17 protein-coding genes and 2 pseudogenes are annotated in these 18,509 nt (G+C 41.7%); 9 read left to right on the top strand and 10 right to left on the bottom strand.

Annotated elements, in window-relative coordinates; all coding sequences use genetic code 11:
* Positions 1-185 precede the first annotated feature (185 nt).
* Both HMPREF2655_RS05350 and recJ read right to left on the bottom strand, forming a co-directional pair.
* Positions 186-833: a COG3942 and LysM peptidoglycan-binding domain-containing protein gene (locus HMPREF2655_RS05350; RefSeq protein ID WP_070838007.1), complete on the bottom strand. Its 648-nt coding sequence runs from the start codon at positions 831-833 to the stop codon at positions 186-188.
* A gap of 286 nt (positions 834-1,119) precedes the next feature.
* Positions 1,120-3,336: a single-stranded-DNA-specific exonuclease RecJ gene (gene recJ / locus HMPREF2655_RS05345; RefSeq protein WP_070838348.1), complete on the bottom strand. Its 2,217-nt coding sequence runs from the start codon at positions 3,334-3,336 to the stop codon at positions 1,120-1,122.
* A 177-nt stretch (positions 3,337-3,513) separates the two neighbouring features.
* On the opposite strand from recJ, the gene HMPREF2655_RS05340 reads away from it, so the two are divergent.
* The 5 genes from HMPREF2655_RS05340 to HMPREF2655_RS05320 all read left to right on the top strand — a co-directional run bounded on the left by HMPREF2655_RS05340 (position 3,514) and on the right by HMPREF2655_RS05320 (position 7,348).
* Entirely contained in the window at positions 3,514-4,272 is a 759-nt protein-coding gene (locus HMPREF2655_RS05340; protein WP_070838005.1) for an amino acid ABC transporter ATP-binding protein, read from the top strand.
* 10 nt (positions 4,273-4,282) lie between these two features.
* Complete coding sequence (locus HMPREF2655_RS05335; RefSeq protein ID WP_083321233.1) at positions 4,283-5,077, top strand: transporter substrate-binding domain-containing protein; 795 nt, start codon at positions 4,283-4,285, stop codon at positions 5,075-5,077.
* Between the two features lie 12 nt (positions 5,078-5,089).
* On the top strand, positions 5,090-5,767 hold the full coding sequence (locus HMPREF2655_RS05330; protein WP_049501479.1) for an amino acid ABC transporter permease: 678 nt from the start codon (positions 5,090-5,092) through the stop codon (positions 5,765-5,767).
* Positions 5,768-5,776: 9 nt separating this feature from the next.
* Positions 5,777-6,436: an amino acid ABC transporter permease gene (locus HMPREF2655_RS05325; RefSeq protein WP_070838002.1), complete on the top strand. Its 660-nt coding sequence runs from the start codon at positions 5,777-5,779 to the stop codon at positions 6,434-6,436.
* Between the two features lie 129 nt (positions 6,437-6,565).
* Positions 6,566-7,348, top strand: a complete 783-nt coding sequence (locus HMPREF2655_RS05320; protein WP_070838000.1) for a DUF4037 domain-containing protein — start codon at positions 6,566-6,568, stop codon at positions 7,346-7,348.
* A gap of 141 nt (positions 7,349-7,489) precedes the next feature.
* Here HMPREF2655_RS05320 and HMPREF2655_RS05315 read toward each other — a convergent pair whose 3' ends face one another.
* From HMPREF2655_RS05315 to HMPREF2655_RS05305, 3 genes are all read right to left on the bottom strand, one after another.
* A complete protein-coding gene (locus tag HMPREF2655_RS05315; protein WP_001167390.1) occupies positions 7,490-7,927 on the bottom strand; it encodes an Rrf2 family transcriptional regulator in 438 nt (145 codons plus the stop codon).
* A 164-nt stretch (positions 7,928-8,091) separates the two neighbouring features.
* Positions 8,092-9,033 (bottom strand): hypothetical protein, encoded by a 942-nt coding sequence (locus HMPREF2655_RS05310; protein ID WP_070837998.1) that lies wholly within the window; start codon positions 9,031-9,033, stop codon positions 8,092-8,094.
* A 160-nt stretch (positions 9,034-9,193) separates the two neighbouring features.
* Positions 9,194-10,045 (bottom strand): metallophosphoesterase family protein, encoded by an 852-nt coding sequence (locus tag HMPREF2655_RS05305; RefSeq protein ID WP_070837996.1) that lies wholly within the window; start codon positions 10,043-10,045, stop codon positions 9,194-9,196.
* A gap of 195 nt (positions 10,046-10,240) precedes the next feature.
* On the opposite strand from HMPREF2655_RS05305, the gene HMPREF2655_RS05300 reads away from it, so the two are divergent.
* The 3 genes from HMPREF2655_RS05300 to thrS all read left to right on the top strand — a co-directional run bounded on the left by HMPREF2655_RS05300 (position 10,241) and on the right by thrS (position 13,455).
* Positions 10,241-10,615 carry a hypothetical protein gene (locus HMPREF2655_RS05300; protein WP_070837994.1) on the top strand — a complete coding sequence of 125 codons (375 nt, stop codon included), beginning with the start codon at positions 10,241-10,243 and terminating at the stop codon, positions 10,613-10,615.
* Between the two features lie 262 nt (positions 10,616-10,877).
* The gene (locus HMPREF2655_RS05295; protein ID WP_000966510.1) at positions 10,878-11,501 is read left to right on the top strand and encodes an adenylate kinase family protein; all 624 of its coding nucleotides are present in this window, start codon (positions 10,878-10,880) and stop codon (positions 11,499-11,501) included.
* A gap of 10 nt (positions 11,502-11,511) precedes the next feature.
* Entirely contained in the window at positions 11,512-13,455 is a 1,944-nt protein-coding gene (gene thrS / locus HMPREF2655_RS05290; RefSeq protein ID WP_000591038.1) for a threonine--tRNA ligase, read from the top strand.
* Between the two features lie 359 nt (positions 13,456-13,814).
* Here thrS and HMPREF2655_RS05285 read toward each other — a convergent pair whose 3' ends face one another.
* The 5 genes and pseudogenes from HMPREF2655_RS05285 to HMPREF2655_RS05275 form a co-directional block, all read right to left on the bottom strand.
* Positions 13,815-14,864 carry a TIGR00341 family protein gene (locus tag HMPREF2655_RS05285; protein WP_070837992.1) on the bottom strand — a complete coding sequence of 350 codons (1,050 nt, stop codon included), beginning with the start codon at positions 14,862-14,864 and terminating at the stop codon, positions 13,815-13,817.
* 261 nt (positions 14,865-15,125) lie between these two features.
* A pseudogene (locus tag HMPREF2655_RS10025) lies at positions 15,126-15,427 on the bottom strand (DUF898 family protein).
* 55 nt (positions 15,428-15,482) lie between these two features.
* Positions 15,483-15,581: pseudogene (locus tag HMPREF2655_RS10555) on the bottom strand (peptide ABC transporter); the annotation flags it as partial.
* A gap of 6 nt (positions 15,582-15,587) precedes the next feature.
* Positions 15,588-16,562 carry a sensor histidine kinase gene (locus HMPREF2655_RS05280; protein WP_000887987.1) on the bottom strand — a complete coding sequence of 325 codons (975 nt, stop codon included), beginning with the start codon at positions 16,560-16,562 and terminating at the stop codon, positions 15,588-15,590.
* Entirely contained in the window at positions 16,555-17,232 is a 678-nt protein-coding gene (locus tag HMPREF2655_RS05275) for a response regulator transcription factor (protein ID WP_000548980.1), read from the bottom strand. The genes HMPREF2655_RS05280 and HMPREF2655_RS05275 overlap by 8 nt, the downstream gene beginning before the upstream one ends.
* Positions 17,233-17,389: 157 nt before the next feature.
* Here HMPREF2655_RS05275 and HMPREF2655_RS05270 point away from each other — a divergent pair, with 157 nt between their 5' ends.
* Positions 17,390-18,463, top strand: a complete 1,074-nt coding sequence (locus tag HMPREF2655_RS05270) for a DUF2974 domain-containing protein (protein ID WP_001273848.1) — start codon at positions 17,390-17,392, stop codon at positions 18,461-18,463.
* Positions 18,464-18,509 lie beyond the last annotated feature (46 nt).

Below are 18,509 nucleotides of genomic sequence, written 5' to 3'. Positions count from 1 at the left end.
TTACCTCTCGACTTGAGAACTATTTTCTACAAAGACATGGTTTATCTACATTCAAAAGCGAGATTTTCCTGTTCGCTACAGAATCTAAAAAATTTTCAGCAATTAGCCACTAAGATGGAGGTTATCGATAGGAAATTTTTTCAAAAAGAAAAAAGACTTAGAAATTCTAAATCTTTTTATCATCTTTAGTTTGGATAGATATAAGTGACGTTTCCTAAAAATTCATGAGGATTAAAGAAGCCACGATAATTCGCAATCTGCTTTTGACGTCTGTAGTTTGCTTCCAATACCTGGATAGAGTTTTCACTTTGAACATCTGTTACATAAGCAACGTGTCCATATTCACCACCATCCCAAACAGCGATTGCTCCTACTACTGGAACACTTCCTGTCTTATAGCCTTGAGCACTCGCGTAGATTGCCCACGTATTGGCATTTCCCCACCAGTTGCTAGCCCAAGGCGCCAATTCTTTCACACCCCATGTACACTGACCAACAGGATAAGAGTTGCCATAGTTTGTCGGAGTCTTTTCGACAACATCCTCTGTATCTGATACCACGTTCGCAGTGCTAGCTGGAGCATTGTAGGTAGAGCTAGCCTGAGCGGAAGCACTCACTTCCAATACATCGCCTGGGTGGATAGTGTCAAAGATGGTTTTTCCATTCAAAGCTGCCAACTCATGCGGATCCATGCCGTTTGCAGTTGCAATGGCATAAAATGAATCGCCGTCTTGGACAACGTAAGAGTTCGCATGAACAGTTTGAGCCCCAACTGTAGCTAAAATAGCCGTAGAAGTCAAACCAAGAGTCAGTTTTGTAACTGTTTTTTTCATAACTAGATTCCCCTTATATTTTCTTGATAAGAAAATCATACTTGATTTACATGTCAGTTAGTTTAGAGTTATATTTTAGTCATGTTACAAAAATTTATACTTTTACTACATAAGATTTAAAAGCAGACATCGTATAAAGTGATAGAAGAGAATAAAAAATGAATCGTTACCCCCAATCTTTACATCAGCAAACCATCCAAAAGACTATCTTATCAACCACTCCCACATCAAGCATTTATCCGACAAAAAGAGACCGAGATAGGTCATCTCAGTCCCTTTCTATCTATTACTCTATTAAAAAATCATACATTTCCTGCACGGTACCCAGCGCCATCATTTCTTGGTCTTTAACGGTCTGTTTGAGATTTTGGTAAATCTGACTTTCAGCAATTTCCCTTTTCGGCGCTTCTTTATTGACTGTCATGACACCATCTTTGATCGTCACAAAGCCCAGCTCTTCAAATACTTGGATCATCTTTACCAGCAAGATTTGTTGGATATTGAGATAAGCCGCCAAATCTTTGAGCTTGTAGCGAATATCAAACTCTGGAAACTGGTAAATGGTCTTATACAATTTGGCAAACTGCTCTCTAGTTCCATAACCTGTCAGATAGTAGGCCTTGTCAATGTCATTTTTGAAATAGACAGCAGAGAAGTGCTGTTCTTGAAAAATGGCCTTCAGCAAGGTAATATCCTCAGGAATAGTTTTCACAACAACCGCGTCGCTGGTCGCTAGATCTGGCACCTCTCCAGAGAAATCTAAAACTGGAACCCCTTCTGGCAAGACTGCATTCTTCCCACGAATGTTAAAGAGTTGAACACCTTCCACACGCGCATCCACCATCATCAACTGGAGGGCAGTTTGGCCATTCCATTGATTGACAGACAAGGTGACTGCTAATTCTAAGTTTTTGGTTTGAGAAAATTCTGTTGCCCATCTACCTTGTCCAAAGGCAACCACTTCAAAACTCGCCTCACCCTTGGAAATTTTTAGTTTGAGGTGGGCATTGCCTGCTCCCATAGTTCTGGCACTTTCGACCTGAAAATCCTTGATATAAAAGACAGGTTTCTGATTATCCATCCCAAAGGGTGCCAAGCGTTCAAAGCTTTTAACCGTTTCTAAACTAAGCGTCTCCAAGTCCAACTCTTCATCTAGATTTAATTTGTTCTTACCACTAGCATCTGCGCCTTTTTCACGGACATAGTCTTCCAAAACCTGAGATAAATCTGAAAGTTTCTCAACTTCCAGCGTCATTCCTGCTGCACCAGCATGGCCGCCAAAGGCGATAAAGAGGTCGCGATGGGGATCTAGGGCTTCAAAAATATCGACTGCTTCCACACTACGAGCGCTACCCTTAGCACGACCATCCTCTATATTAAGAACGATGACTGTCTGCCCCAATTCCTCTAGCAAGCGCCCAGCCACGATACCCAGAACGCCAGGATTCCAGCCTTCCTTGGCCAAAACCTGGACCTTCTTCTCAGGATCTACCATGGTCTTGGCTTCTTCATAGATAGATTGTACGATTTCCTTACGCTCTTCATTTTTCTGGTGAATCATGAGGGCAATCTCATGCGCTTCCTCATCGTCAAAGCCAGTCAGCAAATCAATGGCAGGATTGGGATCATCCAAGCGCCCCAAGGCATTTAAACGAGGAGCAATCTGGAAGCCAACCGTCTCTTCTGTCACTTCATTCGCAGCAATCCCAGCCATGTCTAGCAATTCTTGCAGACCAATGCGCTGGGTATGTCCCAACATTTCCAGACCATATTGAACCAAAATACGGTTTTCATCTGTCAGGCTCACCATATCTGCAATGGTACCGATAGCGACCAAATCAAGCAATTCCACTTGCACTTCTTCTAAAAGAGCGCAAGCTAGCTTGAAAGCCACTCCGCATCCGGCCAAATATTTGAAGGGATAATCCGCTTCTGGATGCTCAGGGTGAACAATCGCATAGGCATCTGGCAAGGTTTCCGGCATGGAATGGTGGTCGGTCACAATGACATCCACTCCCATAGACTGGGCCAATTCAATGGCTTCGTGCCCTGCAACCCCATTGTCCACTGTCACAATCAAGGAAATTCCCTCTTGCTCGATAAAGTATTTATAAACACTGGCATTGGGACCATAGCCATCGGTAAAACGATTGGGTAGGTAAACACGGCACTCAGCGCCAAGCTGTTCCAAACTTTCCTTCACAATCGAAGCTGAAGTCATACCATCCGCATCGTAGTCTCCATAGATGAGAATATTCTCCCCTTCCTCAATGGCCTGACGAATCCGTTCCACTGCCTTGTCCATATCATGGAGCAGATAGGGGTCATGTAAATCCTCTAAAGAAGGTTCTAAAAACTTCTTTAGACTTTCTTCATCCTGAATCCCTCTTTCAAATAATAAGCGAGCCACCTCAGGACCCAGTCCAGCCTTCTTGGCTATCTTTGTAAAATCCGCATCTTCAACCTGCGGGGCAAACTGCCATTCATAAGTAGGTGTTATCAAAAAGACATCCGCTCTTTCTAAGAATTCTATCGTTTCATTATAACATGATTTAGGCATTTTCTCTATCCAGATTGCTTTTTTATAACATTTTAGTGAATTTTTTTCAGATATGATTTGACAAGAACATTCTTTTGTTGTAGAATCATGTTATAAAATCTAACACAAAGGAGATCTCTCATGGCTTTAGTAGAATTTAAAAACGTCGAAAAATATTACGGAGACTATCACGCACTCTGCGACATCAATCTCCGTTTTGAAAAAGGACAAGTTGTTGTCCTGCTTGGACCTTCTGGCTCTGGGAAGTCCACTCTTATCCGTACGATCAATGGTTTGGAGGCTGTTGACAAAGGAAGTCTCCTAGTCAATGGACACCAAGTAGCAGGTGCTAGTCAGAAAGATTTAGTTCCTCTTCGTAAGGAAGTCGGCATGGTTTTTCAACATTTTAACCTTTATCCACACAAAACAGTGTTAGAAAATGTAACACTTGCACCCGTTAAAGTTCTAGGAATTGATAAAAAAGAAGCTGAAAAAACAGCCCAAAAATATCTGGAATTTGTAAATATGTGGGACAAGAAAGATTCCTATCCAGCTATGCTATCTGGTGGGCAAAAACAACGGATTGCCATTGCACGCGGACTCGCTATGCATCCAGAGCTACTTCTCTTTGATGAGCCAACATCTGCTCTTGACCCTGAAACCATCGGTGATGTTCTAGCAGTTATGCAAAAACTGGCGCATGATGGGATGAACATGATCATCGTTACCCACGAAATGGGCTTTGCCCGTGAAGTTGCGGACCGCATTATCTTTATGGCCGACGGAGAGGTTTTAGTAGATACGACAGATGTCGATGACTTTTTTGACAATCCAAGCGAACCTCGTGCCCAACAATTCCTCAGCAAAATTATCAACCACGAAAGTGACAAAGTCAAATAAGGAGGCGCCTATGAAAAAGAAATTCTTTTTATCCGCATTATTGATTAGCCTTTTTAGCCTTGCTGCTGCCAAACCAGTCCAAGCTGATACTAGCGTCGCAGACATTCAAAAAAGAGGCGAACTAGTTGTCGGTGTCAAACAAGACGTTCCTAATTTTGGCTACAAGGATCCCAAGACAGGGACTTATTCTGGTATCGAAACGGACCTGGCCAAGATGATTGCAGACGAACTCAAGGTCAAGATTCGCTACGTTCCTGTTACCGCTCAAACACGTGGACCACTCCTAGACAATGAACAGGTAGACATGGATATCGCAACCTTCACCATCACAGATGAACGTAAAAAATTATACAATTTCACCAGTCCCTACTACACGGATGCTTCTGGTTTTTTGGTCAATAAATCCGCCAACATCAAAAGTATTGAAGACCTAAACGGTAAAACCATTGGGGTTGCCCAAGGTTCCATCACCCAACGCTTGATTACTGAATTGGGTAAAAAGAAAGGTCTAACCTTTAAATTCGTTGAGCTTGGTTCTTACCCAGAATTGATTACTTCCCTTCACGCTCACCGTATTGATGCCTTTTCTGTGGACCGCTCTATCCTGTCTGGCTACATCAGCAAACGGACAGAACTACTAAATGATAGTTTCAAACCATCTGACTACGGTATCGTCACCAAGAAATCAAATACCGAGCTAAACAACTATCTTGATAGCTTGGTCACTAAATGGACCAAGGACGGTAGTTTGCAGAAACTTTATGACCGTTACAAGCTCAAACCATCTAGCCATACTGCAGATTAAGGAGGACACCCCATGACAGATTTATCATCTTGGACAGCCTATTTTCAGGATTTTGGACAATTTTTCAATGGTTTCCTCTTCACTCTTGCCCTAGCGATTGGTTCCTTTATCCTCGCCATGGTTTTGGGCATCTTCTTTGGAGCCATGTCAACCAGCAAACGCCCATTCTTGCGCGTTTTGGCTCGTATTTTTGTCGAATTTTACCAAAATACTCCCCTCTTGGTGCAGTTTGTCATCGTCTTTTATGGTTTACCTCTTATCAGTGACCACACCATCATGATTCCGATTTATTGGACAGCCGTTCTCTGCGTGGGACTCTATCACGGCGCCTATATTGCTGAGGTTATTCGTTCAGGGATTCAGTCTATTCCTAGTGGTCAGATGGAGGCCGCCTTGTCGCAAGGTTTTACCTATATCAGTGCCATGCGCTTGATTATCTTGCCTCAGGCCTTCCGTATCATTCTCCCACCTTTGACCAACCAAATCGTTAACCTTATCAAGAACACCTCTACAGTTGCCATCATCTCTGGAGTAGACTTGATGTTTGTGACCAAGTCTTGGTCGGCCCTCAACGGAAACTATATCCCAGCCTTTTTAGGTGCTGCTCTTCTCTACTTTGCCCTATGCTTCCCTGTTGCCCAGTTTGGTCGCAAGATGGAGCAAGCCAACAAAAAAGCCTATTCACTTTAGGAGGTTACTATGGAATCTATTTTAGAAGTTTTGACCCCAGATAACCTAATCTTTATCTTTAAAGGATTTGGCTTGACCCTCTACATTTCTCTAATTGCTATCGTCCTATCAACCCTTATCGGAACAGTACTAGCCGTCATGAGAAATGGGAAAAATCCTATCTTACGGATCATCTCCAGCATTTATATCGAGTTTGTACGTAACGTTCCCAACCTCCTCTGGATTTTCACCATCTTTTTGGTGTTTAAGATGAAGTCCACACCAGCAGGTATTACAGCCTTTACCCTCTTTACCTCAGCAGCCTTGGCTGAGATTATCCGGGGCGGTCTCAATGCCGTGGACAAGGGCCAGTACGAAGCAGGAATGTCGCAAGGTTTTACCTCTGTGCAAATCCTCTACCACATCATTCTCCCACAAGCGATCCGTAAAATGCTGCCAGCTATCATTTCTCAGTTTGTAACTGTAATCAAGGATACCAGTCTTCTCTACTCTGTTATCGCCCTACAAGAACTCTTTGGCGCCAGCCAAATTCTCATGGGACGCTATTTTGAACCAGAGCAGGTCTTCAGTCTTTATATCCTGATTGCCTTGATTTACTTTATCTTTAACTTTGCCATTTCTAGCCTGTCTCATAAGCTAGCAAAACGTTGGCAACAAGCTGCAGAATAAAAAAGAAATGTGAACTCAAAACAAGGGTTCACATTTTTTGCTATAAATGAAAAAGAGTAACTCAATGCTATGCAAACGTTTTACTTTTTGGTAAAATGACTTTAAAACCATAAAGCAAGGAGAAAAATCATGATCCACGAACTTTGCAAAGAATTCTCTCAACTGGAACAAGTAGAAGCTATTGCTCTTGGTGGCTCTCGTGCAGGACAAGCCTACGATCAAAACTCTGATTATGACGTTTATGTCTATCTCAACTCTCCTATTGATGAGGCGAATCGCCTAAAAATTTTGAGTAAATACTGCTCCTATATGGAAATTGGAAACCAGTTTTGGGAGTTAGAGGACGACTGTGTACTAAACAACGGTATCGAAATCGAGTTGATTTATCGTTCGATGGAGTCGTTTGAACAGGAATTGAACTCAACCGTTTTTCAGCATCAAGCCCAAAACTCTTATACAACCTGTATGTGGCACAATCTACTCCACAGCAAGATTGTATACGATCCGAATGGAAACTATGCTTCGCTCCAAAGAACCTACCAGATTCCCTATCCACAGGAACTCAAAAAGCATATCATTGAAAGGCAGCTCCTTTTGCTAGAACAAGCCATGCCTGCCTTCTCTCACCAAATAGAAAAAGCTATCAAACGCCAAGATCTTCTCAGTATGAATCATCGTACGAGTGAGTTTTTTGCTTCCTACTTTGACTTGTTATTTGCGCTCAATGAGCAAACCCATCCTGGTGAAAAACGAATGTTGGAGTACACAAAGACCAATTGTACACTCCTCCCTAAGCAATTTGAAGAAACTATTCGCAAGTATTTCCAACTACTCTATCAACCACAACAAGGAGAACAAGCGATCGTAACCTTGCAAACTATCCTGAAGGAACTAAAAGCCATTTTGCCATAGACCAAAAAGAAAATGTGAACCTCTGTTGCTGTTCACATTTTTCTTTATAGTTTACCGTAAAGCATCTAGTACACTTTACCACAATTCTTCTTGCCCAACCTATAAAAAGAGCGGCAATAGAAAAAGAGAACCTTAGTCCTCTTACTTAGACAGTTTATTCTGAGCATCTGCCACAACCTGAGCCAGACTTGTCTGACGCAGTTGGTTTTCCATAGCTGCTTGAACATCGAACAGTTTTTGGTCCAAGACCGCATGAATATTAGCACCAATTGGGCAATTAGGATTTGGATTGTCATGGAAACTAAAGAGCTTACCGGATTTTCCTAAACACTCCACAGCTTGGTAGACATCCAACAAACTGATCTCTTGAAGGTCTTTTATTATCTCAGTTCCTCCCGTACCACGAGCAACTGAGATCAACCCTGCTTTTTTGAGTTGCGATAAAGTCTTACGGATAATGACTGGATTAACTCCGACACTAGCCGCAAGAAAATCACTGGTTACCTTGCTGTCTGTATCCTGCATTGCAATAATAATCATCATATGAGTCGCAATTGTAAATCGGCTTGAAATTTGCATCTTCTTCTCCTTTCATTGATATTTTATTCATCTTTTCCCGTATAAACATTATACCTTTTTTGCTTATCCTGTCAAATATTAACAAATGATTACCTTCTCCATGCAAAAAGTCCTGTATCCCTCTTGGTACCCAGAACAGCGGAGGACATACAAAGACTTATTTTTTATGCAATTTTACGGACAATCCCTTTTGTTTTATGACTTGACCAAACCGAGCTGATAGACACCCCAGCACCAACTAAGGTAAACACAGCTAACATAGCTAGATTATAAAAATAGTTATCTGGGAAATCACCGCTAAAGATTAATTGATTCACCACTCGGAAAGCAAAGGCAAACTCAACCCCTAGTTTGGCAACAACTTCCATTGCCAAATCAATTTGATTCACTAGAAAGACAGTAATCACCATCCAAATAGAGGAAATCACAATCCCCTTTCGAGATACCTTTCTTCCAAGGATTTCATATCCTTTAATGGTACAAATCCCCAGAACAATACCCGCTACCATAGCTACATAACCTAGACGAGCGATAAATAGAGCAACTGCTCCACCAATCAAGGCTCCCAGCAAGGCACCAACTGCTCCAAGAAGAACATTTTCCTTTTTATTTTGATAAGAATCCACCTCGATTTGAAGATTGCTCTTCAGCAATTGATAGCTTTCCTCGTTGATAAGGAAAATTGAATCACCTAATTGATAGAGACCAACGGGGCCTTCCTGACCACTGTAGGCACACACTTGGACGAAATGATGGGTTTCAAGGAATGCAACGAGGTCTGTTATGAGCGTCTGTAACTTTTCAATTGTTTTTGATTTGCGCATGGCACCTTTTACGACAAAAGAAACAAGGTACTGATTGATAGACAAGGTCGACAAGTTTGGAAGAGATTCACTCTTAAACTCATCCCAAACCAATTCGTTTTCTTCTGAATCCGCAGGATTGCCATTCAAACTCACACTGACACAAAGTCGAAACTGATTTTTCACGTCAGTTTCTTGCAGGAATAATAAATAGCCTGACTGCGTGCCATAAATACTACGCGAATCTTCGTCAAATTGCAAGCCCAACTCCGAGGCAATAGCGTGTAACTCTTCTGGTTTCATTATCTGTCTCCTCTTATTTTGAATATCAATTAGTATGAGATTCAAATTAGTTATATTCCGTTATTCTAACATAAATTTGAGAAGCCGTCAATTCGTATCCAGTTCGACTTATCGCGAAACAGCAGTCACTAGACTATCTGATTTCTAGCTAGAAGTTCTCTTAAAACCAATCTTTCTTGTCTCTTTCCATCCAAAGTTCAACATCCTGATCATAACCTTCTTGTTCACTAATCTGACCTAACAGTTCGTGATTATGAGTATGGTGAATCCCATTTACCAAACTTTCATAGTAGACCTGGAAATAGGGGAGCTTCAAATCCTTAGCCAACTGCAATTCAGCTTCCACATCATAATCCACTCGACGAAAATCAACATCAGACAAACCTGCTTCATCAAACTCTAAGATCATATACTGGGCCCGCAGGTCCTTACGCAACCACGCATCTAAAAAGAAGGGTTGCCCAATCGAACCTGGATTAAGAATCAACTGTCCATCACTTCCATAACGAAGCAACTGTTGGTGAATATGGCCATATACTGCGATAGAGGCGTGTGGATTCGTCACCAATCTATCAAAATCTTCTTGTTTTCCCGTATGAATCAACTCTCTACCCCAGTTTTTATCAGGGAGATGGTGAGTGATTCCTACCTTCAAATCACCAAACTGACGATGAACTTGCATAGGTTGATTATTGAGATCTTCGATTTCTTCAGGGCTGATCTCCTCTAAGATGTACTGACTTTGACGCAGGAGATAACGATGGCTCGCTTTTGTAGGATCTAACTTGCGATGCAGGCCTCGCCAGAGACTATTTTCCCAATTTCCCAGCACTCTTACTGTAATAGGCAAGCTAGCTAATAGGTCCAATATCCTTCTACGTCCTGTTCCTGGCATCAGAATATCCCCTAAAAGCCAGTATTGGTCTACCTCTGCCACTTTAGCATCAGCCAGAACAGCTTCCAAAGCTGTCGTATTTCCATGTATGTCTGAAAGAACTGCTATTTTGGTCATTCTTTCTCCTTACCCTTTTACTTCTTTTGTTAGTATTATAACAGAAAACACTCGAAAAGATCACTATCACTGATCAATGGATTAAATTGTAAGAGCCTCCAAATCGTGCTATACTATAAGTAGAGATTTCCCCTTCATTTAGGATTATGTGGTCTACAATATCTCTCAATTTTTCCAGATTGGAGGACTATTGCCATGCGGAATTATCTTAAGTATATCCCATACTACCTTGTCACTTTCTTTTTTTACTGGCCACTCTATGAGCTATTCTCACTACTCATCTCTGACCCATATACACTGAAGGGACTGTACATTTACAACATCATCCTCTTTTCACCTCTGGTAACCTTTATCGTATCGCTACTTTATAGCTATCGATTTCATTTCTCACTGTGGTGGTTACTCAGCATTGGTCTGCTCTATTGCTTTACCATCATCACCTTTGGCGAATTCATCCTGCTTTACTTCCTAGCCTATGAGCTCTTTGCCCTACTTGGGTTGGTTTCTGGTGCGGGGATCAAGCATCTCTTCCAGCGAGCGAAAAACAAAAAAATTATACAAAAACCTTGAAAATTCTCGCAATCATGCTATAATAATGCATAGAGACAAGTCACTTAGTCCCTTTCTACCAGAGAGTGCGTGGTTGCTGGAAACGCATAGAAAGCCTAAACTGATACTACTCTACTGACTTTTATGCAAACATAAAACGGTGGCCACGTTAAAGCCAATCAGAGGTGTCCCTCTTTTTTGAGGAACATGAATGAAGGTGGAACCACGTTGCGACGTCCTTTCGAGGATGTCGTTTTTTGTTTGGTCAGAAGGAGGAAGAACGATGCTTTATATGATTGGCGGATCGCCTTGTAGTGGAAAGTCAACAATTGCCTCACTTCTTGCTAGACAGTATCAACTACTTCATATCAAACTGGATGATTTGGTAGAAGAGATGATGAGTCAAGCAAGTGCAGACTCACAGCCAATTTGCCTTCTTAGGAAGGATAGAAATCCAGAACAAATCTGGATGAGAAAGCCAGAAGAGATGGCAGATGAAGAATGGTGCTTTTATGAAGAGATTTTTCCTTATGTAAAATCTTACTTGATAAAAAATCAAAACAGACCTCTCTTGGTGGAGGGAGCAGGACTTTTGCCTCACTTGGTAAAGGAGCTTGAATGTCAAGCGTCTTCCTATCTATGCTTGACTCCGACAGCTGATTTTCAAAAAAAGCATTATATACAGAGAGAATGGGTTCCTTATGTCTTAGAGGGTACAACCAACCCTGAGCAAGCTTTTGAAAACTGGATGCAACGAGACATTCTTTTCGCTCAAATGGTTCGTAAGGAAGCGGTGAGATTAGGCTATCCTAGCCTCATAACAGATGGCAGTCAATCAGAGAATCAGACTACGGAAGAAGTTGCTCGGCTCTTAAAATTGTCCAACAAAAATAGAATAAATATTTAAGGAGAAAACTATGATTAAGATTACTTTCCCAGATGGCGCTGTTCGTGAATTCGAATCTGGCGTTACTACTTTTGAAATTGCCCAATCTATCAGCAATTCCCTAGCTAAAAAAGCCTTGGCTGGTAAATTCAACGGCAAACTCATCGACACGACTCGTGCTATCACTGAAGATGGAAGCATCGAAATTGTGACACCTGATCACGAAGATGCCCTTCCAATCTTGCGTCACTCAGCTGCCCACTTGTTTGCCCAAGCAGCTCGTCGCCTCTTCCCAGACATTCACTTGGGAGTTGGTCCTGCTATTGAAGATGGCTTCTACTACGATACCGACAATACTGCTGGTCAAATCTCTAATGAAGACCTACCACGTATCGAAGAAGAAATGCAAAAAATCGTTAAAGAAAACTTCCCATCTATCCGCGAGGAAGTCACCAAAGAAGAGGCACGTGAAATCTTCAAGAACGACCCTTACAAGTTGGAATTGATCGAAGAACACTCTGAGGACGAAGGTGGGTTGACTATCTACCGTCAGGGTGAATACGTAGACCTTTGCCGTGGCCCTCACGTCCCATCAACAGGCCGCATCCAAATCTTCCACCTTCTCCATGTAGCAGGTGCTTACTGGCGTGGAAATAGCGACAACGCTATGATGCAACGTATCTATGGTACAGCTTGGTTTGACAAGAAAGACTTGAAAAACTACCTCCAAATGCGTGAAGAAGCTAAAGAACGCGATCACCGTAAACTTGGTAAAGAGCTTGACCTCTTCATGATTTCTCAAGAAGTCGGACAAGGACTTCCATTCTGGTTGCCAAACGGTGCGACGATCCGTCGTGAATTGGAACGCTATATTGTCGATAAGGAGTTGGCTTCCGGCTACCAACACGTTTATACTCCGCCGTTGGCTTCTGTAGAGCTTTACAAGACTTCTGGTCACTGGGATCACTACCAAGAAGACATGTTCCCAACCATGGACATGGGAGACGGTGAAGAGTTTGTCCTTCGTCCAATGAACTGTCCACACCACATCCAAGTCTTCAAACACCATGTTCATTCTTACCGTGAGTTGCCAATCCGTATCGCCGAAATTGGGATGATGCACCGTTACGAAAAATCTGGTGCCCTCACTGGTCTTCAGCGTGTGCGTGAAATGTCTCTCAACGACGGTCACCTATTCGTTACTCCAGAACAAATCCAAGAAGAATTCCAACGTGCCCTTCAGTTGATTATCGATGTTTATGAAGACTTCAACTTGACTGAATACCGCTTCCGCCTCTCTCTTCGTGACCCTCAAGATACTCACAAGTACTTTGATAACGATGAGATGTGGGAAAATGCCCAAACCATGCTTCGTGCAGCCCTTGATGAAATGGGTGTTGACTACTTTGAAGCCGAAGGCGAAGCAGCCTTCTACGGACCAAAATTGGATATTCAGGTTAAGACAGCCCTTGGAAAAGAAGAAACCCTTTCGACTATCCAGCTTGACTTCTTGCTCCCAGAACGCTTCGACCTCAAATACATTGGGGCTGATGGTGAAGAACACCGTCCAGTTATGATTCACCGTGGTGTTATCTCAACTATGGAACGCTTCACAGCTATCTTGATTGAGAACTACAAGGGTGCCTTCCCAACATGGCTTGCGCCACACCAAGTAACTCTCATCCCAGTATCTAACGAGAAACATGTGGACTACGCTTGGGAAGTGGCTAAGAAGCTCCGTGACCGTGGTGTCCGTGCAGATGTAGATGAACGGAACGAAAAAATGCAATTCAAGATCCGTGCATCACAAACTAGCAAGATTCCTTACCAATTGATCGTTGGTGACAAGGAAATGGAAGACGGAACTGTCAACGTTCGTCGCTATGGCCAAAAAGAAACGCAAACTGTATCTGTTAATGAATTTGTTGAAGCGATTCTTGCAGATATTGCTAACAAATCTCGTGTTGAGAAATAAAACGTTTAACCTGGGATAAGAATTCCAGCTACCTAAAAAAGAGGTTGGGACAAAAGATCCCGACCTCACTTTTTATTAGCAATTAAACTTTGACGCGGTAGCTGATTGAACTTTTTGTTCGTCTTTTAGACTCCAAAAAGCTCCTAATCATCCTCGCGGGGCTGGGACTACGAAATCGAGACTTTGTCTATCGATTTCTGTCCCACCGCCTTTTTATATTTTGTTTTACCTGAGCTAGTAGTGATTGGTCAAACCACCACAAATGATATTCTCATCAACAATCCTTTCTATCCATTAACTTTTGGATATAGGATATCCTCCCAAGATTTGCTTCCATGAGTTAGATAAGTTGACTATCCTCAGTCCTTGTCTGCCTCAATTTCTTTTACGATGTCATCTTGTGAATCTTTTTCAGAGAGTTTTTGATCGATATACTTGTCAATGTTTTCGTAAAATTCCTTAATCGTCTCACTATCTAATTTTGCCGAATTGTTGAATTGCTTGACTTTCAATTGAACAGATTGAATACCGTAAGAGGCTTGTTTTTGGCGAATGGTTTCTAATTCTTCTTCTGAAATCGGACCTCCAACAACCGTCAAGACCAATTCATTATTACTTGACTTGTAGACTTGATTAATGACCGTATGATTGGCGAACTCATTTTCTACAAACTGTTTGATCCCTTCTTTTCGCGCTTGATCCATCGTCAGAGTGACTGCTGAATAACTGGCTGGAAGAACCAATAATACAATCAAGGATATCAAGCCAATTTTCATTTTAATGTTTAGCTCTTTAAATGAACTTAAGGGAGATTTTCTCATCAAAATTCTTGTTCCAATAATGTTGGCTAGCATGATAAAGACACAGTTGATCAAGAAAAGATAGAGAGCCCCAAATAAAAATCGTACATTTCCGTTAGCTAAACCATATCCTGCAGTACAGATAGGTGGCATCAGAGCTGTTGCAATGGCTACTCCTGGCACGATATTGTTTGCTTCTTTTTTCCTTGAACCAATGAACCCTGCTATCCCACCAGCAATAGCAATGAGAACATCCCAAATGGTTGGAGAGGTTCGTGCAATCAACTCGCTACTTGCATAAGATAAGGGAGACATCCAGAAATACAAAGTCGAGACAAGCAAACTGACCAATACTTGAGTAAGTAAAACCTGTAGAGATTGCTTGATTAAACGCGTATCAAAAATAGCTAAACCGAATCCCAGTCCAACAATCGGTGTCATAAGAGGGGAAATCAGCATGGCTCCAATAACGACTGCTGTTGAATTCATATTTAGACCTATAGAGGCAATAAAAATCGAACACATCAAAATCAGTGTATCTCTTAATCGAACATGAAGGTCATCATATAGTTTCTCGCGGAATTCACGTGTTGAATAGTTTCCGGACATTGGTTACTCCTTTTATTTCATATAATCTTGTTTCTACATGGATGATGGTAGCGAGACTTCTGTCCAAACTGACATGTTTTTAATTCTTACCTGTGATTCTTTTGAACATTATCTTTTAAATATCCATCAGTCCATCCTACATATTATATCAAAAAATTTACAATCTTTCTCTGAGCAAATCCATCAGTTTAAAAAATTTTTATATCCTTATCCGAAGAAGAAAAACGATATCTCCTCTGAAAGTAGATACCGTTTTAATGTTTAAAGATGATTGGTGTCTTCGCCAATCCATTGCTTCATTTTTATTTTCAAACTGAAGCCATAGAACCCAAACGTGATGATGGTTAGAAGAAACCCCTTGATCCAGTTGCCGAATAGTTGTGTTCCAGTCCCGTCAAAGTATAGACGTTACCCATCCACTACCGTGTGTTTGGTTTTCAATTTTGCATCATGCAAACCGCCCAAGGTGTTACGATTCCCAAGTTAAGCCCGAAAATTATAGCTACTAAGATAGAGTATCCAATATAATCTATGATTCCTCCGTCAAAATAACTTTCTTTCATGTTTGCATCTTTTATTTTTTTACTATATTCTAGTCGTTTCCTAGTGTAACATTTTTTACATCTGGACAATCTTACGGTAACTTCTAGACGTTATCATGAAAATAGAGATATAGACTAGAACAAAAATTCCACAGATGGATAAGGTTATCATCAACTATGCTTACTCAATCATCAGATTCCTATTGGAAAATTTGATGCGAACGCTTGTTCCTATCCCAACCTCAGACTCGATACGAATCTGATGGCCAAGTTCTTCAGAAATTTTCTTGGATAGGTAGAGTCCAAGTCCAGATGACTGCTGGGTCAGACGGCCATTGTAGCCTGAAAAACCACGTTCAAAGACTCGGAGCACATCGCTGTTTTTTATCCCGATTCCCGTATCCTTGATGCAGAGCTCCTGGCCTTCCATATAAATCTCTAGCCCACCTTCCTTAGTGTACTTGAGACTGTTTGAGAGGATTTGTTCAATGACGACCAACAACCACTTCTTATCGGTCACGATAATTTTGTCAAGGTCATGGAGATTGACCGTCAGTCCCTTTTGGATAAAGAAAAGTGCGTACTTACGAACCATATCCTTGACCAAGTCCTCCACTTGAACCTTTTCAAAGACCAAGTCATCGTGAAAACTCTCTAAACGCAGGTACTGTAAAACCAGATTGGTATAGGAGTCAATCTTGAAAATTTCCTGTTCCAACTGCTGTTTGACCTCCCGATCAGAGACTTCTGCTACCAAAAGGCGACTAGCAGCAATGGGGGTCTTGATCTGGTGAACCCACAAGGTATAGTAATCAAGCAAATCCGTCAGCTTGCTTTGGGCTTCCGACTTCTTTTGATACAATTCAGACTCTCGCTCTTCGAGTTTCTCTGCCAGCGCACATTCCAGAGGAGACTTGGGATCTCTCTCAGCATAGAGTACTTCCTGCCGGTAAACCTGAGCTTCTGCAAATATATCCCAAGCCAAAAATAATAAGGTCAAAAAACTACTGAGCAGAAAGAAATAAAGAAAATAAGTTCCTAGACTAGCAAATAAAAACTGAAAGAGAAGGACGAGAAAGCCTAATGAAAAAATATAGGTAAAAACGCGACTGCGAGAGCGCAGATAGGCTAGAAAAAATGATTTCCAATCAAGCATGTTTCAGTCCGTATCCTATCCCTTTCTTGGTTTCGATAAAGCCAGCTAATCCTTGTTCCTCAAGCTTTTTGCGCAAACGAGCCACATTAACAGACAGGGTATTGTCGTCGATGAAAAAGTCGCTGTTCCAGAGCTCCCGCATCAGGTCATCACGGGCTACGATATTACCCGCATGTTCAAACAAAACTCGCAAAATTTGAAATTCATTCTTGGTTAAGCTCAGGATTTCACCCTGATAGTGCAGGTCCATAGACTTGGTATTGAGGATAACACCCGCATACTCTAGCAAACTTTCATCTCGTCCAAACTCATAGGAACGGCGCAACAAACCCTGAACCTTAGCCAATAGAACCTGCTGGTCAAAAGGCTTGGTCACAAAGTCATCCGCTCCCATATTGATCGCCATGACGATATCCATAGCCTGATCTCTTGAAGACAGAAACATGATAGGTACCTTGGAAATCTTGCGAATCTCCTGGCACCAGTGATAACCATTAAAAAGAGGCAGACCAATATCCATGAGGACCAGATGAGGTGCCGACTGGACAAATAAACTCAACACTTCCATAAAGTCTTCTACCAAAACGACTTCAAATCCCCACTCGGAGAGCAATTTCCCAACTTGTTGCCGAATGACTTGATCATCTTCTACTAGTAAAATCTTGTGCATGCGCTCCTCCTTTTTCTATTATTATAACAGATTTTCTAATTGGATAAAACGCAAACCTGTATTTGAATCAGCACTCTAGTCAAATAGTAAAAGCCAGCAAGCCTACTAGCTAATTCTATGTAAATATGATAGGATAAACATAGAGAAAGGAGCTTTTATGGCCAATATTTTTGACTACTTGAATGATGTAGCATACGATTCCTTTTATGACCTCCCCGTGAACGAGTTAGATGTTCTTGCCTTGACTGAATTAACCTATCTTCCTTTTGATGATTTAGTCGCTCAAGAACCAAAGCGTCTCATAGATCTAGCACCTCAAATCCCTAGAGAAACGACTATGTTGACCAATAAGAACCGCCTCCAGTTGTTGGATCAACTCTCTCAACACAAGCGGTTTAAAAATTGCAAGCTCTCAAACTTTATCAATGATATTGATCCTGAACTACAAAAGCAATTTGCGGCTATGACCTACCGCCTCACTCTCGATACTTATTTGCTTGTTTTTCGTGGGACGGATGATAGTATCATCGGTTGGAAAGAAGATTTCCATATGACCTATATGAAGGAAATTCCAGCTCAAAAACACGCCCTTCAGTATTTACAGGACTTTTTTGCTCAACATCCTAACCAAAAGGTTATCCTAGCAGGACACTCAAAGGGGGGCAATTTAGCTGTCTATGCTGCTAGTCAACTCGACCCACTTTTACAAAAAAACATTGTCGCCGTCTATACTTTTGATGCGCCTGGACTTCACAAGGAACTGACCGAAACAGCTGGCTATCAAAACATGATGGAAAGAACAAAAGTATTTGTCCCACAAGGTTCTATCATCGGAATGATGCTGGAAATCCCTGATAAGAAAATCGTCGTTCGAAGCACTGCTTTAGGTGGTCTTGCCCAGCACGACACCTTTAGTTGGCAGGTTGAAGACAAACACTTTGTCCAACTGGATGAGACCAATAGTGACAGTCAGCAAGTCGATACTACTTTCAAGGAATGGGTTGAGACGGTCCCTGATACGGAACTGCAGCTCTACTTCGACCTCTTTTTCGGAATCATTCTTGATGCAGGCATCTCCTCTATCAACGATCTTTCTTCCTTCAAGGTCATTGAACACATTCACCATCTCTTTGTCCAAGCTCAATCCCTCACTCCCGAAGAAAGAGAAACCATGGGACGCCTGACCCAACTCTTGATCGACACCCGCTACCAAGCTTGGAAAAATCGTTAAGGTAGGAAAAAGACCTTCTGATACCCTAAGCCCTCTCTTCTGTGTT

Origin of the sequence: Streptococcus sp. HMSC066F01 (genome assembly GCF_001837335.1) — a bacterium.
Lineage (GTDB): Bacteria > Bacillota > Bacilli > Lactobacillales > Streptococcaceae > Streptococcus > Streptococcus oralis_S.
Note: the sequence above shows the minus strand (reverse complement) of the source record. Positions and strands in the feature narration are given on the sequence as shown.